This window comes from Flavicella marina (assembly GCF_009193215.1).
GTDB lineage: Bacteria > Bacteroidota > Bacteroidia > Flavobacteriales > Flavobacteriaceae > Flavicella > Flavicella marina.
In genome coordinates this window covers 1,024,288-1,040,759 of record NZ_VYVA01000001.1, presented here as the reverse complement: position 1 = coordinate 1,040,759, position 16,472 = coordinate 1,024,288, and the positions used below count along the sequence as shown (strand labels likewise).

Sequence of the window (16,472 nt, the reverse complement as noted above, 5' to 3'; positions counted from 1 at the left end):
AGAGTAATCTTTGAAAAAAAACAATAATGAATACACAAGATACATTTAAAGCTGTAAACAAAGCAAGTAGAGAATTGCTTTCATTATCAGCCGAAAAAATTAACAGCATTCTATTAGAAATTGCTGCTTTGGCAAAAGAAAGAACTGCAACTATTTTAATCGAAAACCAAAAAGATTTGGATAGAATGGACAAAAACGATCCTAAATACGATCGTTTGTTATTGTCAGAAGAAAGAATCAACGGTATCGCTCAAGATATTATCAACGTTGCAAATTTGACAAGTTCTGTTGGAGAAATTCTTTCAAAAAAAGAATTAGAAAACGGACTAGAAATTTCAAAAGTAAGAGTGCCAATGGGTGTTATTGGCATCATTTACGAAGCACGTCCAAATGTATCTTTTGATGTTTTCTCTTTATGCTTTAAAACACAAAATGCTTGTATCTTAAAAGGTGGTAGTGACGCTGAGTTCTCTAACAAAGTAATTGTAGGCCTTATCAAAGAGGTTTTAGAGAAACACAATGTGAACACTGATGTAGTTACTTTACTACCTACCGATCGTCAAGCTACGGCCGACATGTTAACAGCAACCGAATATGTAGATTTAATTATTCCTAGAGGGAGTCAAGGACTGATTAATTTTGTACGTGACAATGCGAAAGTACCGGTAATCGAGACTGGGGCCGGAATTGTTCACACATACTTTGATGCAACAGGTGATATTGAAAAAGGTAAAAACATCGTTGTTAACGCGAAAACAAGAAGGGTTAGTGTTTGTAACGCATTAGATTGTTTGTTGATTCATGAAAATAGATTGCAAGATTTACCGACCATTACAAATGCCTTGATAGCAAAAGAAACTGAAATTTTTGCAGATGAAAAAGCTTTCGAAACTATAAAAGATAAATATCCAGAAAATTTATTAAATTTAGCAGACGAATCACATTTCGGAACTGAGTTTTTAGCGAATAAAATGTCTATAAAAACAGTACAGAGTTTAGAAGAAGCGACTAGTCATATTGCAGAATACAGCTCTAAACATAGTGAGGCAATTGTTGCTGAAGACGAAGCCATTATCGAGCAATACTTAAACAGTGTAGACGCAGCAGCTGTCTATGCAAATAGTTCTACCGCTTTTACAGATGGAGCTCAGTTTGGTTTAGGAGCTGAAATTGGTATCAGTACACAAAAACTACACGCTAGAGGACCGATGGCTCTGGAAGAAATTACAACCTACAAGTGGATCGTTCGAGGAAATGGCCAAATTAGAAGTTAAGACAAACAGACTTTATTCATACCAATACCCGCAAATTTATTGCGGGTATTTTTTTTATAACTACTATTATAAAAAATGAAAACTGCTATCTTTACGAATAAAACGATGCATTTTTTCTTAGACGAACACACTTCAAAACTACCCGATGTAAAAACCACCATTTTTACTACAATGAGTCGTCTAGCTAAAGAAAATAATGCTCTGAATTTATCACAAGGTTTTCCTGATTTTGACAGTCCTAAACTATTATTGGAAGAAACTAAAAAAGCTCTTGAAAACTCGTACGATCAATATGCACCTATGGCCGGTGCTCCTATTTTGAGAGATACGATTGCAACAAAAATCCAGCGCTGCTATCAGCAAAATTATTGTCCCGAATCAGAAATTACAGTGACAGCAGGAGCTACACAAGCAATTTACACAGCCATATCTGCTTTTGTAAAAACCAATGATGAAGTCATTGTCTTAAAACCAGCATACGACTGTTACGAACCTGCTATTAAGGTAAACGGAGGTGTTCCTGTATTGTTTCAACTAGAAGCACCTGCCTATAAAATAGACTGGGAAGCTTTTGCAAAGCAAATCACCCCAAAAACAAAAATGATCATTATCAACAGTCCTAACAACCCAACAGGAACGCTATTAAATAAGAGCGATATGTTGGCATTAGAAGAACTCATGAAAAACACTTCAATTCTTCTTTTATGTGATGATGTTTACGAGCATATCATTTTCGATGATCAAAAACACCAAAGTGCATGTTTATACCCTGAATTAAAAAAAAGAGCAATTATCTGTGCGTCATTTGGTAAAACCTATCATATAACAGGATGGAAAATTGGTTATTGTATAGCACCAAATGAATTAATGCACGAGTTTAGAAAGGTGCATCAATACAATGTTTTTAGTGTACATCACCCGTCTCAAATTGCATTGGCAAATTATTTAAACAAATCGGATGATTATCTCGATTTGAATGCTTTCTATCAAACCAAAAGAGACAAATTTATCAACGCAATTAAAGACTCAAAATTTACATTTACTCCAACCCAAGGAACCTATTTTCAATCTTTAGATTACTCAAATTTGAGTGATGAAAATGATATGGATTATGCGCTAAGACTTGTCAAAGAGCACAAAATTGCCGCAATTCCTTTAGCTCCGTTTAACACTGATACAACTCAAACTAAAGTACTTCGATTTTGCTTTGCTAAAAAAGATGTAACTTTAGAAAAAGCCGCTGAAATACTATGCAAGATCAATTAAAACTAAGCCTTATTCAATCAGATACTATTTGGCAAAACATTCATGAAAACTTAGAAAACATCGAACATAAGATTCGAACTCTATCAGAAGATACCGACCTCGTTTTTCTGCCTGAAATGTTTAGTACGGGATTTGTAATGGAACCGCAACAAATTTCTGAAACCATGGAAGGGATTTCGGTAAATTGGATGAAAAAAACTGCAAAATCAAAGAATATAGCCCTAGGTGGTAGTTTGATTATCGAAGAAAACAATCGCTTTTACAACCGATTTATTTTTATTGAACCTAATGGAAAAATGGTTTGTTACGACAAAAAACATCTGTTCTCTCATGCAGGTGAGCACAACCATTATACATCAGGTACCGAAAAGATTATCATCAATTATAAAGGTTGGAAAATAGCACCATTTATCTGCTACGACTTACGTTTTCCCGCATGGTCAAGAAACCTAGAAGATTATGACATTGCCCTATATGTAGCAAACTGGCCTTCCACCAGAATAACTGCTTGGGACGTATTGTTAAAAGCCAGAGCCATAGAAAATATCTGCTATACCGTTGGCGTAAACAGAATTGGATCAGACGAAAATGGTTTGGAATATATCGGCCATTCTCAAATAATTAATCCACAAGGAAACGTAATAAAAAAATCAACTTTGGCGATAGAAGATATCATCTCTACGACCTTATACAAGGCAGAGATATTAGCCAATCGAAAAGATTTCAAATTTTTAAACGATCGAGATATTTTTACTTTTAAAAATTCGTAAAACATGCAAAACCTCAAAAACAACCACCTACAAATTTCAATTAACGATATTGGAGCTGAACTATCAAGTATTCGCTCAGTCAAAAACAACAAAGAATATTTATGGTGTGGTGATGCTAATTATTGGGGTGGTCAAGCTCCAATTTTATTTCCGTTTGTCGGGCGTTTGAAGGACGACATATTTTATGTGAACAACAAAGCCTATTCACAAAACCAACATGGATTTTTTAGGAGAAGTAATGAAATTTCTCTGATTGAAAAAACGGATTCGAAAATCACTTATCGTCACACTCATACAGAAAAAACATTAAAGGTTTACCCCTATCAATTTGAATTCACTACCAGTTACGAATTGATAAAAAACAAAATAATTATTGTGCATGAAGTAGTGAACTTGGGTAATTCGACCATGTATTTTTCAATAGGAGAACACCCAGCTTTTAATTGTTCTTTACAAAACGAAAATGAAAGCTATGATTCTTGTAGCATTGTATTCGAACAAGAAGAAACAGATGAAACTTGGAATCTGAGTAAAGACGGCCTATTCGACAACACAACAACACCTGTTTTGAACAAAACAAAATCACTCGCATTACACAAAAATTCATTTGAAAAAGATGCCTTGGTTTTCAAAAACCTTAACTCAAAGAAAGTAACCTTGCGAAACGAAACGGAAGGCCTCTTATTGACCGTAGAATTTGCCGATTTCCCTTATCTTGGTATTTGGTCTAAAGCCAATGCCCCATTTATTTGTATTGAACCTTGGCAAGGCTATGCAGATAGTATCAGTGCATCGCAAAAAATTGAAGAAAAAGAAGCCATTACCAAGTTGCGGCCGAAAGAAAAGCACCTTGCATCGTACAGTATTGAGATTCATCTCTAACATAACTACCTAAAAATTTCTTATATTTAATCAACCTTCATTACTTTCACCATGAAAAACTACTGGCTCTCATTTTGGGTAACGATACTGTTAATGACAAGTAGTTTTGCACAAGAAAAAGTCATTCCAAATCAAGAAAAAAAATATACTATACAAGTGGGCTACTTTGCTCCCTATGGTACTCAATATGGGGCAAGAATTGGAACAAATATTCTCATCAAACACTGGTTAGAAAAAACGAAACGTAATGAAAATAGAAGCCATACTCTTAGTATCACCCCCAGAATAGGCTACTTTGTTAATCCGAATATTCAAAAAAATTATTCGCTAGACGCAAATTTAGTTTACAGATGGTACAAGCAAAATCATGCCATCCACCCAAAAATTGGTCTTTCTGCAGGCTACTTAAACAGCCTACAAAATACTGATGGTACATTGAGTCTATCAGACGGAACAATCACTTATAACACGCGTACCTTAAATTCGTTTATTCCAACAATCAACATCGGTTTCGAAAAAAACAGAAAAACATTTATTGGCTATTATATATCACTATTTTATGGAAAAAAAATCACCGCTCAAGAAGTAAATTCTGCATTTTTTGGAGCAGAAATAGGAATCTCGTTTAACTTTAAAAACAAAAACGATGAATAGAAAAGAATTCATTAAAAAAAGTTTAGCTCTTGGTATCGGTCTACCATTGATCAACTTATTTTTAGATTCTTGTACTTCAGATGAAGGGATTGATTTCCCTGTTTTCGAAACAAATTTTTCTGGAAAAGTACTTATTGTGGGGGCAGGTGCTGCGGGTTTAGCCGCAGGATATTTGTTACACAGATACGGTGTAGATTTCGAAATTCTTGAAGCTAATTCTACTTATGGCGGTAGAACAAAACGCAATACTTCTTTAGCAAATTTCCCTATTGATCTTGGGGCAGAATGGATTCATCAATCACCATCTGTACTTGCAGAAATCATTAACAACCCAGAAATTGATGCAACATTAGATTTTATCGTATACAACCCTCAATCGATTAAAACTTACAACAGCGGTAAGCTTTCAAGTATTAATTTCGGAAGTAATTATTACAGCGAGCACAAATTTAAAAACACCTCTTGGTTTGGCTTTTTTGAACAATTTATCGTCCCAGATATTTTACCCAAAATAAGAGTTAACTCACCAGTGACCAACATAAACTATCAAAGTCAAAAAGTGACGGCAACTGTAAACAACACTACGGTTTACGAAGCAGATAAGATTCTAATTACTACACCAATTAATGTGCTAAAATCCGACCTAATTGAATTTACCCCTAAACTACCCTCAGACAAAACTAATGCCATTAATAGTATTACTATGGGAGATGGGATTAAAGTATTTATAGAATTTTCAGAAAAGTTTTATCCTGATATTCTATTATTCGGTGGTGTAGGTGCTTTATTAAGTGATTCGAGTGAAAAAATCTATTACGATGCCGCCTTTAGAAAAAACACTACAAAAAATATTTTAGGTTTTTTCTGCGTCCAATACAACGCTACTCCATATACAAGTCTTGGCTCAGATCAAGAAATCATTGCTTACATTTTAGCGGAACTAGATGAAGTATTTGATGGAAAAGCAAGTAAACATTACCTCAACCATGTGATTCAAAACTGGTCTAAAGAACCCTATATTTTAGGTTCTTATGCTTCTGAATTTGACGGAGATGAAAACGCTATTAAGAATACTATTTCAAATCCGATTGAAAATAAAGTATACTTTGCAGGAGAAGCAATATCAATAGACAATCAATCCACGGTTGATGGTGCCTGTGAGTCGGGATATTTTGCCGTTGAAACTATGTTAACCTAACAACTTAAAATAAAAATCCCAAACCGATTTGGTTAGGGATTTTTTTATTATTTCACAACCAACGGTTGCATCCATTTGAATTTATAATCTGTATCTGGAACCGTAATTCGTTCTGCAATTCTTCTCATTCTATCTGGTAAACGCATCAAGTAAGTTCTAGCTTTATCTGCTTCAGGAGTTAATCCTGTAAACTTATCAATCGCCCAAGCTTTGTTTAATTTCTCAAGAATATCGATATAATCAAAAGCTGTATAGACTCCTGCTCTTTGTGCTACATCAGAAAATTTATCAAACAAAGAAGCTTTTTTCTCGTATGATTCTCTCAAATACATGGCAGGCATTTCAATTTTATGCTTCATCATATCACAATATGCAACCATCATTTCTGATGGGTCTACTGCAAAAATCTGACGAATAAACTCAACATACGCCAAATGATGTCTCATTTCGTCTCCAGCAATAATTTTTGACATTTTCGCCAACCCTTTCATTCCGGCTTTACGCGCAATTTTTGCCACGTTGTTATGCGAAACGTAGGTTGCCAACTCTTGAAAACTCGTGTAAACAAATGTTTTATACGGATCTCTAGCCGTTCCAATATCGAAACCATCAGCTACTAAATGTTGCGTTGTAATTTCTACCTCACGCATATTTACACGACCTGATAGGTAGATGTATTTATTTAAAACATCACCATGACGATTTTCTTCTGCTGTCCAACGACGAATCCAGCTAGACCAACCTTTTTCTTCTCCATGCTGATCTACACCATCTAAATCTAACAACCAAGACTCATACGTAGGTAACGCCTCTTCAGTAATCATATCTCCTACCAACGAAATCCAAAAGTCATCATCCAATTCTTTTGACAATTCTCTAATTTCTTTGATCTCATCAATAAAGTTATCCGATTGAGGATTTGGTAAAAAATCAGTAGGTTGCCATATTTCTTCAGGAGCAATCAAAAACTTACCAAAGGTAGTTTCGATATCTTTCTCTAAAGTTAACATAACTTCTTTACGTACGTTGTGTAGTGACATAGTGTGTTTTTAATTCTTCAAGTAATTTACAAAGTTACAGAGTTTTTTATAGTTTCCTCCACTTTTTGAAACAATTCATCAAAAGGCATAGATTTTACGGCAATAGGCTTGTGTGCATGTAATTTCATATGTACGCCAACTCCTAATGGAAAACTACCATTTCTGACTAATTTCCAAGAATTATTTATTGTCAATGGTACCACATATGCAGAAGGTGCATATTTCGATAAAATCTTTAAACCATTGATTGAAAACTTTTTTGGGACTCCGTTTTTACTTCTGGTTCCTTCGGGAAAAATAACTCCTGCCCAATTATTTTTTTCTAACTGCTTGCCAAATTTTGCCAAAGCCGTCAAAGATTGTTTCGGATCTTTTCTATCTATCAATACCGAACCTCCATACTTTAAATTGAATGAAACGCTTGGAATGCCTTTCCCTAGTTCTTTTTTAGAAACAAATTTTGGGTGAAATTTTCTGAAATACCATGAGATTGGAGAAATTTCATTTGCACTTTGATGATTTGAAACAATAATCAAAGGTACATTTTCAGGCAATTCTTCTTCTATAGAAAAATCTATTCGTGTACCAATTGCATACAACGTCCAAAGTAAAAAGTAGTTTAATGCGTCGACTGACTTTTTATGTACAGAATATCCGAAGACATTCAAACTAAACCATTGGATAGGGTGAAATACACAAATAAAAAGACCAAACAGCAAGTAATGTACTACCGAAAGAGGATAAGACAGGATTTTTTTCATGTTGTAAAATCTAAGTTTTACTTATTCTACATCCATTGAGACCAAGGTATTCTTGATAAAACCAATAAAAAAGCTACTCCATAAAACAATACAAATGTTTTGAATTTTCCTGTATCTGTTGTTTGTTTTTTATGCTTAGACCAACCCACTGTAATCAAAGCTATTGCCAATAACATTGCTATAGGATGTTCAACCGCTAACAAACGTGTTTGAGCATTTTCCATTATCGGTCCCATACCGGTTACTTTCATCGCCTTGTAAACCGGAGACATAAAATACCAACCTAACCCGATTAACAATTGAATATGGGTTACAATCAAGGTAAACAAACCAATACGTAGGTCTTTGTCTTTAAATTCCTTTTTTGAAGTATACCCAATAATTGCATTGATAACTGCCAATGCTAACATAATTACTACTAAATAAGCCCAATAAGAATGTACTTGTTTCATCTTTTATTTATTTTTTTAGATTACAAATGTAATGAAAAGTAGATTGCAATAGTTATTAAATAACTCGCGAACTTTTTTAAAAAAAGACTTGAATGTAAGGTGCGTACGGCGAAGCATATAAATTTTTGTCTTCGTTATACAGAACGTCATATCTCAAACCTATAGCAACGTTTCCTATCACATATCCAGCACCCAAAAACAATGCTTGATAATTGTAGTTGTAATCTTCAAAAAATCTATCGTATCGCTGATTCACAAAAACCTGCTCTAGTTCTGCCGATAATTGAATCTGTCTGATAGGAGTATATATCCCTAGAATAGAAGCTCCATAATTATATAAGTGTGAATCCAAATTTTTAAAATCAGCATATCCAAAACTAATTGTTGCACCAGCAGCAATTTTTGGGTTGAACTGATAGATTGCCGCAGGAGCAATCGTAAAACTCGTAACATCACTAGACAATTCAAGACTCAAACGTCCTCCATAACGCATTTGATCCCAAGAAAATGAATTTGATTTTTTTTGCTGCGCAAATACACTTGCACCAACTACAAACAATAAGAAACTTAATTTTTTAATCATCATATTTTTTTGGCTAATATCAACATATTTAATTTCAAAGAAAAACGATTTTCAGATTAAAGACTTATCTTTATAAGAAACATTTATTCATGAAATTATGAAAATATCAATTACGCTTCTTACGATCATTCTTTTATTCTCCTTCGGATGCTCAAAAGACTCAACTGAAAATCCTCCAGAAACTATATACGAGAGTGCTAGGTTTATTTCGCACAATTATATTAACTCTGACATTCAAATTGATTGGCTTCAAGACACAAAACTTTTATGGGAAAATCAATCGTATGCTTTTGCTGGTAATAGAGAGATTGAATGGGAAGAAAACCAAAATAAATTTACAATTTTTACAAATAACACGAATGACAATACAACAATCGCTTCAAAAGAAATGACTGTTTTTGATGGAAATAGTTATTCAGGATTTCTATACGGAGTTTCAGGGAGCGAAAATTTATTGATCACCGAAAATAACACAACCACACCTCAAACAGGTAACGTTAGAGTACAATTTATCCATTTATATCAAAGCCTTGGTGGCGTAGATATTTATGTAGGCGGAGAAAGTAGTAGCGACAGAGTTGTTACAAATCTTACTTACGGTACTACGAGTGATTATTATGAATTTTTAAAAGCAACAATTGATGCAAAAATTATAATAACAAATACAGGTACTTTACCTGATTCGAACACTGATTTAATGCGTATTGAAAACCATGATGGTCATGCCGTTGACAAAATATATATTGATGTACTGGCTGGAATCAACTACGATGCTAACTCAAAACTAAGTCTGTTCGAAACACCTCAACATTAAGAACAAAAAAAGGCTTTCATGATATGAAAGCCTTTTATATTTAAAACTATAACTACTTAAGAGTTGTATTTTTCTGCATAGATTTTGTTGGCTAAAACCTTACCTAATTCTACACCCCATTGATCGTAGCTATAAATATTCCATACAATCCCTTGTACAAAAATCTTATGCTCATACATGGCAATCAATTTTCCTAACGAAGCAGGTGTCAATTTTTTAATTAAAATTGCTGTACTTGGTTTGTTTCCTGCAAATACTTTAAAAGGAATTACTGCCTCAGCAGTTTTTCCTTCAGCAATTACCTCTTCTTTTGTTTTTCCATTACACAATGCTTCTTGTTGTCCGTAATAGTTAGACATCAATTTATTGTGGTGTTCTTCTTTACCATATAACGACTCTTCGTACCCAATAAAATCACAAGGTATTAGTTTTGTTCCTTGGTGTACCAATTGCATAAATGCATGCTGCATGTTTGTACCCGTACTACCCCAAACTATAGTTCCTGTTTGGTAAGCTATAGTATCACCATTTCTATCTACACTTTTACCATTACTTTCCATAATAGCCTGTTGTAAATAAGGAGTTAATTTTTCTAAATATTGTGAGTAAGGCAAGATTGCTTCAGACTCTGCACCATAAAAATTATTATACCAAACACTGATCAAAGCCAAAACAACAGGAATATTGTCTTCAAAGTCAGCTGTTTCAAAATGACGATCCATTTCTTCAGCACCACCTAACAAGGCTTTAAAGTTATCGAATCCGATTGCTAAACTAATAGACAAACCAACCGCACTCCATAAAGAGAAACGACCACCTACCCAATTCCACATAGTAAAAACATTCGCAGCATCGATTCCGAAATCAGCAACAGCATCTAAATTTGTAGAAACTGCAGCAAAATGCTTCGCAATATCTCCCTCTGAAGCTGATTCTAAAAACCATTTTTTAATTGTCAATGCATTGGTAATAGTTTCTTGTGTTGTAAAAGTTTTTGAAACGATTAAAAACAGGGTCGTTTCAGGATTCAAGTTTTTTACCACTTCAGAAACATGATCTCCATCAACATTAGAAACAAAATGTACATCAAGTGGTGTTTTGTAATATTTTAAGGCATCTACTACCATTTGTGGTCCTAAATCAGATCCACCAATACCAATATTTACAACATCTGTAATCGCTTTTCCAGTATATCCTTTCCAGTCTCCAGAAACAACTTTATTCGTAAATGCTTCAATTTGACCTAAGGTAGCTTGCACATCTTCAACAACATTCTCTCCTTCCACTAACACTTTATAACCTGCAGCTGTTCTCAAAGCTGTATGCAACACTTCTCTACCTTCAGTAGCATTTATCTTTTCGCCTCCAAAATAACTAGCAATAGCACCTTTTAAATCTACTTCGTTTGCTAACTCTACCAATAACTTCATGGTTGTCGCATCAATTCTATTTTTAGAATAATCGATATTAAAATCGTTATTAACAATTGTAAAGTCTTCTTGTCTATTTGCATTTGCAGCAAACAATTCTCTTAAATGCACATCTTTTGTGTCATTATAATGTTTTTCAAGCTTCTCCCAAGCTTGTGTTTTCGATGGATTTACATTCTTTAATGCCATAATTCGAATCTTTGATTTATTTGTATTTTAATTCTCAAAGCCTATTGCATCCAATTCTTCTTTGATTGATTGAATATGCTCAAGGTAATGAGGTATAATTGATTTTTTCATCGGCTCTGCTGCCGGTAATTTTTGTTTTAAAGGATCTACTTGTACACCGTTTTTCCAAAAACGATAACAAACATGTGGTCCAGAGGTGCTTCCTGTCATACCAACTGTACCGATCACTTGCCCCTGCTTCACATAGTCTCCAACTTTTACTTTTCGTTTTTTCATATGCAAGTATTGGGTTGAATAAGTAGAGTTATGTCTTATTTTGACATAATTACCATTCGCTCCTTTATAACGAGACTCAATAACCCTTCCGTTGGCGGTACTCATAATAGGACTCCCTACTGGTGCTGCAAAATCTGTACCCTTATGCGCTTTTACACGACCATAGTGTGCTATTTTTCTCTTTAAGTTGTAACGAGATGAAATACGGCTAAATTTTAAAGGCGCTTTTAAAAAGGCTCTTCTTAAATGATGTGCTTCTTCATCGTAATATTCTTCTAATTGCAATACCGTATCAGCGACATAGTTGAATGCATAAAAAGGTTTACCTACATGTTCAAAATAAGCTGCTTTAATGCTACCGATACCTGCAGGTATGGTATCGTCAATAAACTTTTGTTCGTAAATAACTTTGAACTTATCATTTTTTTGAAGTCTGAAGAAATCGATGGTCCAAGCATATATTTCAGACAAGTCGTTTGCTAGTACAGGATTTACTCCTTGTTTGTCAAGTGCTTCAGAAAGAGAACTTGTGATGATTCCTTTCCCTTTTTTTATAACTGTAGTTACTTTCTTTTTCCCTCTTTGTGCTTTTATAATAGAATCTTTAAAGTCAACAACTGTATAATTGATTAAATCGTTTTGATAAATAAAAACTTGAGCTTTTTCGGTTGAATCTTTTTTGGATAAAACTACATACGGTTTACCAGCTCTCAGACGTCTTACATCAAAAATATTTTTGACTTTTTTAGATATTTCTAAAATTTTAGGATACCAAATATGGTGTCTGTCTAATATCTCACCAAAGCTCTCACCATGCGCAACCGTATCATAAGTAACTTTATAATTGTCTAAGTTATAGCCGAATTTTATTGGTGTTTTTTTAGGAGTTTCTTCTTTGGTTTTAGAAGCACTTGTATCCGCTTCATCTCCACAAGAAACAAGCAAACTAATTGATAAGAAAAGAAAAACTATAAATCTCAAAAACGACATCATTTTAGTAAGCCGCAAATTTAAGCTTTTTCTTATAATTTTTGAGGAAAAGCATGTGTCAATCCTTTATATTCTGTTAAATCCATTTTTAACGACCCAACCGCCAAAGAAGCTTTTAGACGAACCGGAATTTTGTTTTTATCTTCTGATATCCAAATGGTCAAACTTTCTTCTTCTTTAAAAATTCTACCTGATTGCACATAGGGTCTAAATTTATAACAAGGTATTTTACCATATTTTGATTTGATCGTTTCTTTGCCCAACAAAACCAACTTGAATTTAAACGTTTCGGCATCTAAAAATAAATCTAAGTGAATACTACTCCCCACTGCCATGGTATCAATTTTCACACTCCTCATTTTATAAAAAGCAGACATCAAATCTTGAACATCATCGATAGGATATTCTTTCACCGTATTTTGCCTGTGATCTTCAACCTTAGCTAGTTTATTTTTATGATCGAAATATATGTCTCTGTTTTGACGGTAGCCACCCTCTCGAACATCTCGAACAAAATGATCAGGTTTTAAAGTTTCTTTATTCACATAAGATTCATATTGGTCTCTAACTTTAAAAAATACATTGGTCATACCAACTGTCCAGCCCTTGCCAACAAAATGGTAAGCATCTTTATTTTCAGTTACACTCAAAGTAGCATAACCCGCATTCACAATTCCATAATGGATTCGATACTTTAACTCTTCTCCATGCTGAAAAGTTTTATCTAATTGCTGCCCCACTACCATATTGGTTGTACATGCAAAAATAAGGATAAGTAAAATTCGATTCATATAGTCTAAATTTTCTTTAGTCTGTCAATTACAATGCCAAAACTAAAAAGGCTTAACAACTAATGTTGCTAAGCCTTATAAATATATAACTTTGGTTTCTATTTCAAAACCTGTTATTCATTAAGATAATCTTAAAATTACATGATGCTACTCACATCAATAACTTTCTCTATTTGAGGCGCATGTTTTTTTACAGAAGCCTCAACTCCGTTTCTCAAAGTCATTTGGTTAATTGAACAACCTACGCATGCCCCTTCTAATTTTACTTTTACGACGTTCTCTTCAATCGAGACAAGTGAAATATTTCCTCCGTCAGAAATTAAAAAAGGACGAATCTCTTCAAGTGCTTTTTCTACTGTTGCTGTTAATTCTGCTGATGCCATTTTTAATCTTTCCTTGTTAATATAATCCTATTCTGGTTGTTATTTTGAAGAACAACCACTCATTGTTGTAATTTTTACAACCTCTGTTTCTGGCAACTCTTCATTTCTAATCAACAATTGGGTCAACATATTTTTTGTAATGTCGTTGAATGCCGATTCTAAAATAGAGTTCTCTTGTAATGCTACTGGTCTTCCTATATCGCCAGCTTCTCGAATACTTTGTACCAATGGAACTTCTCCCAAGAAAGCTGTATCAATATCTTCGGCTAAATTCTTTGCTCCATTTTGTCCAAAGATATAATATTTATTTTCAGGTAACTCTTCAGGTGTAAAGTAACTCATATTTTCAACAATACCTAATACAGGTACTTTGATGTTTTTTTGCTGGAACATTGCTACTCCTTTTTTAGCATCTGCTAAGGCAATATTTTGTGGTGTACTAACTACCACTGCACCTGTAATTGGCAATGCCTGAACAATCGATAAGTGAATATCACCTGTTCCTGGAGGTAAGTCAATCAATAAAAAATCTAGTTCTCCCCATGCTGCATCAAAAATCATTTGATTCAAAGCCTTTGAAGCCATAGGCCCTCTCCAAATTACAGCTTCATTTGGGTTTGTGAAAAAACCTAACGACAATAATTTGATACCATAACTCTCTACAGGTTTCATTTTTGATCGTCCGTCCACATTTACAGAAATAGGTTTTTCTTGTGCTACATCAAACATCAAGTGCATTGATGGTCCATAGACATCTGCATCTAAAACACCTACTTTAAAGCCCATTTTTGCTAATGAAATTGCTGTATTCGCTGTAATTGTAGATTTTCCTACACCTCCTTTTCCAGAAGCGATAGCAATGATATTTTGAATCCCTGGTAATTTTTTACCTTTAATAAGATTAGGGTTTTCTTCTTTTTCTAGGCTTTTTTCGACTGCTTTTGTAGTTACATTAACTTTTATAACTGCTTTATCAGAAACATTCTCAACAATAACTTTTGCAATTTCTGATTCAATTTTTTTCTTCGCTTGCAACGTCGGGTTTGCTATTTCGACATCTACCACAACTTCTTCTCCGAAAATAACGATGTTCTTTACATTGTTATTCTCTACCAAACTCTTCCCTTCTCCAGGCGCAGTAATCGTTTCTAAAACCTTTTGTATATCTTCTTTAAGAATGCTCATATTTCTGAAAATTTATAGATGCAAAGATACTCTGAAATCTTTAAAAAAATAATCTTATTTATAACTAATACTAATTCGCCAATCAATATCTTATATCGGTTGATTGTATAGTTTTATTGAACTAAATTAGATGCATATGAAAGAAGAAAAAATTACAACGTTACACCCTAAAAACAAAAACGGTGTGCGTATTTCTAAACTGAAATATGAAGTTATCAAAGAATTTATTCTAACAACACTTCAACAGCAAGATGAGATACAGTATAAAGACTTGAATACCCTAGCAAACGAATCATTAAAAAATTCTTTTGATGGAAGTATCTCTTGGTATATCGTTACGGTAAAATTAGATCTTGAAGCACGCAATATTATAGAAAGAATACCTAACACCAGTCCACATAAAATACGTTTAAAGCGATAGTTCTTTTGAAGGATCCCAAAATACTTTTTCAAATTCTTGAATTTGAGAATCTATTATAACAACTCCTTCATTTTCTAATAATTGTTGCATTAAGTTTTTTCCTTCAAAATGATGTTTCCCGGTTAACAATCCTTTTCTATTTACAACTCTGTGCGCAGGAATCTCAATATTCCCATGAGAAGCATTCATCGCCCAACCGACCATTCTAGCAGAGCGAGCAGCACCTAAATATTTTGCAATTGCACCATAACTCGTTACTCTTCCTGATGGTATTAGTTTTGCAACTTCATAGCATTTTTCAAAAAAATTCAATTCATCCATGTTATTCAGGATATACAATTTCATGCTTTTCAAGCAAAGGTTCATTATTAAATCTCAAAAATAATTGTGCAACGGCTACAGTATCTTTTTCGCAATAAGTTGCAATGCGTTTGAGGTCTTTTTCTTTGTAATATACAGCTGCAACTTGACTTCCATCGATATCGTCTTTTGGAGATGGAATATTTAAAATTGTCGTCAATAATTTTAAGGAAGTGTAATGCTTAAAATCGCCAAACTTCCACAACTCTAAGGTATCTAAATGTGGTACCTCCCAAGGCTTTTTTCCAAACAGATTTAATTTTGACGGAAGCGGTATTTGGTGAATGATCATACGACGGGCTATAAACGGAAAATCAAATTCTTTTCCGTTATGTCCACACAACAAATGCTTGGGATCGTTGAAATGATTTTCTATCAAAGTTTTGAATTCATTCAAAACCACAACCTCATCATCACCAAAAAACGACTTTGTTCTAAACCTACGTTCAGAGCCTTGCAACACAAAATAGCCAACTGAAATACAAACTATTTTCCCAAACTCTGCCCATACACCAGCTTTGGAGTAAAAATCTTCTGGTGAGATTTCTTCCTCAGAAATAGTTTTAGGCTTTCGTTGGTAATTTGTTTTTAAGGCAAACAGCTCTTTCTTCACCTCAGTCAATTCTTGAAAATTTTCAACCTCGGGTACCGTTTCGATATCTAAAAACAATATGTTCTCTTTTGCTACTTGAAGATTCATAGGATACAATTTTACACTAAGGTACTATCTTTCATGGAAATCAAAATAGAAAA

Annotated in this window: 19 protein-coding genes; 8 read left to right on the top strand and 11 right to left on the bottom strand. The window is 33.9% G+C overall.

Annotation, left to right across the window (positions count from 1 at the left end; genetic code table 11):
- Positions 1-26: 26 nt before the first annotated feature.
- From F6P99_RS04245 to F6P99_RS04220, 6 genes are all read left to right on the top strand, one after another.
- Positions 27-1,274 carry a glutamate-5-semialdehyde dehydrogenase gene (locus tag F6P99_RS04245; RefSeq protein ID WP_152286183.1) on the top strand — a complete coding sequence of 416 codons (1,248 nt, stop codon included), beginning with the start codon at positions 27-29 and terminating at the stop codon, positions 1,272-1,274.
- Between the two features lie 75 nt (positions 1,275-1,349).
- Complete coding sequence (locus F6P99_RS04240) at positions 1,350-2,540, top strand: methionine aminotransferase (protein WP_226913011.1); 1,191 nt, start codon at positions 1,350-1,352, stop codon at positions 2,538-2,540.
- On the top strand, positions 2,525-3,310 hold the full coding sequence (locus F6P99_RS04235) for an amidohydrolase (protein WP_152286182.1): 786 nt from the start codon (positions 2,525-2,527) through the stop codon (positions 3,308-3,310). Before F6P99_RS04240 ends, F6P99_RS04235 begins: the two co-directional genes overlap by 16 nt.
- A 3-nt stretch (positions 3,311-3,313) precedes the next feature.
- The gene (locus tag F6P99_RS04230; protein ID WP_152286181.1) at positions 3,314-4,192 is read left to right on the top strand and encodes an aldose 1-epimerase family protein; all 879 of its coding nucleotides are present in this window, start codon (positions 3,314-3,316) and stop codon (positions 4,190-4,192) included.
- A 51-nt stretch (positions 4,193-4,243) separates the two neighbouring features.
- Positions 4,244-4,846, top strand: coding sequence for a hypothetical protein (locus F6P99_RS04225; protein WP_152286180.1), 603 nt, complete (start codon positions 4,244-4,246; stop codon positions 4,844-4,846).
- Positions 4,839-6,044 (top strand): flavin monoamine oxidase family protein, encoded by a 1,206-nt coding sequence (locus F6P99_RS04220; RefSeq protein ID WP_152286179.1) that lies wholly within the window; start codon positions 4,839-4,841, stop codon positions 6,042-6,044. The genes F6P99_RS04225 and F6P99_RS04220 overlap by 8 nt, the downstream gene beginning before the upstream one ends.
- Positions 6,045-6,091: 47 nt before the next feature.
- Here F6P99_RS04220 and F6P99_RS04215 read toward each other — a convergent pair whose 3' ends face one another.
- The 4 genes from F6P99_RS04215 to F6P99_RS04200 form a co-directional block, all read right to left on the bottom strand.
- Positions 6,092-7,084 carry an acyl-ACP desaturase gene (locus F6P99_RS04215; protein ID WP_152286178.1) on the bottom strand — a complete coding sequence of 331 codons (993 nt, stop codon included), beginning with the start codon at positions 7,082-7,084 and terminating at the stop codon, positions 6,092-6,094.
- A 26-nt stretch (positions 7,085-7,110) separates the two neighbouring features.
- Positions 7,111-7,845, bottom strand: a complete 735-nt coding sequence (locus F6P99_RS04210) for a lysophospholipid acyltransferase family protein (RefSeq protein ID WP_152286177.1) — start codon at positions 7,843-7,845, stop codon at positions 7,111-7,113.
- 26 nt (positions 7,846-7,871) lie between these two features.
- Positions 7,872-8,297: a hypothetical protein gene (locus F6P99_RS04205; RefSeq protein ID WP_152286176.1), complete on the bottom strand. Its 426-nt coding sequence runs from the start codon at positions 8,295-8,297 to the stop codon at positions 7,872-7,874.
- A 76-nt stretch (positions 8,298-8,373) separates the two neighbouring features.
- The gene (locus F6P99_RS04200) at positions 8,374-8,883 is read right to left on the bottom strand and encodes a hypothetical protein (RefSeq protein ID WP_152286175.1); all 510 of its coding nucleotides are present in this window, start codon (positions 8,881-8,883) and stop codon (positions 8,374-8,376) included.
- Positions 8,884-8,977: 94 nt separating this feature from the next.
- On the opposite strand from F6P99_RS04200, the gene F6P99_RS04195 reads away from it, so the two are divergent.
- Positions 8,978-9,694 (top strand): DUF4397 domain-containing protein, encoded by a 717-nt coding sequence (locus F6P99_RS04195; protein WP_152286174.1) that lies wholly within the window; start codon positions 8,978-8,980, stop codon positions 9,692-9,694.
- A 56-nt stretch (positions 9,695-9,750) separates the two neighbouring features.
- Here the strand turns inward: F6P99_RS04195 and pgi are convergent, their stop codons facing one another.
- The 5 genes from pgi to F6P99_RS04170 all read right to left on the bottom strand — a co-directional run bounded on the left by pgi (position 9,751) and on the right by F6P99_RS04170 (position 14,938).
- Positions 9,751-11,313 carry a glucose-6-phosphate isomerase gene (pgi, locus tag F6P99_RS04190; protein WP_152286173.1) on the bottom strand — a complete coding sequence of 521 codons (1,563 nt, stop codon included), beginning with the start codon at positions 11,311-11,313 and terminating at the stop codon, positions 9,751-9,753.
- Between the two features lie 27 nt (positions 11,314-11,340).
- Positions 11,341-12,570, bottom strand: coding sequence for a M23 family metallopeptidase (locus tag F6P99_RS04185; protein ID WP_226913010.1), 1,230 nt, complete (start codon positions 12,568-12,570; stop codon positions 11,341-11,343).
- A gap of 41 nt (positions 12,571-12,611) precedes the next feature.
- On the bottom strand, positions 12,612-13,370 hold the full coding sequence (locus F6P99_RS04180; protein ID WP_152286171.1) for a DUF3108 domain-containing protein: 759 nt from the start codon (positions 13,368-13,370) through the stop codon (positions 12,612-12,614).
- Positions 13,371-13,507: 137 nt separating this feature from the next.
- Positions 13,508-13,753: a NifU family protein gene (locus tag F6P99_RS04175; RefSeq protein WP_152286170.1), complete on the bottom strand. Its 246-nt coding sequence runs from the start codon at positions 13,751-13,753 to the stop codon at positions 13,508-13,510.
- 39 nt (positions 13,754-13,792) lie between these two features.
- Positions 13,793-14,938, bottom strand: a complete 1,146-nt coding sequence (locus F6P99_RS04170; RefSeq protein ID WP_152286169.1) for an Mrp/NBP35 family ATP-binding protein — start codon at positions 14,936-14,938, stop codon at positions 13,793-13,795.
- A 136-nt stretch (positions 14,939-15,074) separates the two neighbouring features.
- Between F6P99_RS04170 and F6P99_RS04165 the strand changes: the two genes are divergently transcribed.
- Entirely contained in the window at positions 15,075-15,359 is a 285-nt protein-coding gene (locus F6P99_RS04165; RefSeq protein WP_152286168.1) for a DUF6958 family protein, read from the top strand.
- On the opposite strand, the gene F6P99_RS04160 is transcribed toward F6P99_RS04165, so the two are convergent.
- Positions 15,348-15,704 carry an MGMT family protein gene (locus F6P99_RS04160; RefSeq protein ID WP_226913009.1) on the bottom strand — a complete coding sequence of 119 codons (357 nt, stop codon included), beginning with the start codon at positions 15,702-15,704 and terminating at the stop codon, positions 15,348-15,350. The genes F6P99_RS04165 and F6P99_RS04160 overlap by 12 nt on opposite strands.
- Complete coding sequence (locus F6P99_RS04155) at positions 15,682-16,419, bottom strand: 3'-5' exonuclease (RefSeq protein ID WP_152286167.1); 738 nt, start codon at positions 16,417-16,419, stop codon at positions 15,682-15,684. The genes F6P99_RS04160 and F6P99_RS04155 overlap by 23 nt, the downstream gene beginning before the upstream one ends.
- Positions 16,420-16,472 lie beyond the last annotated feature (53 nt).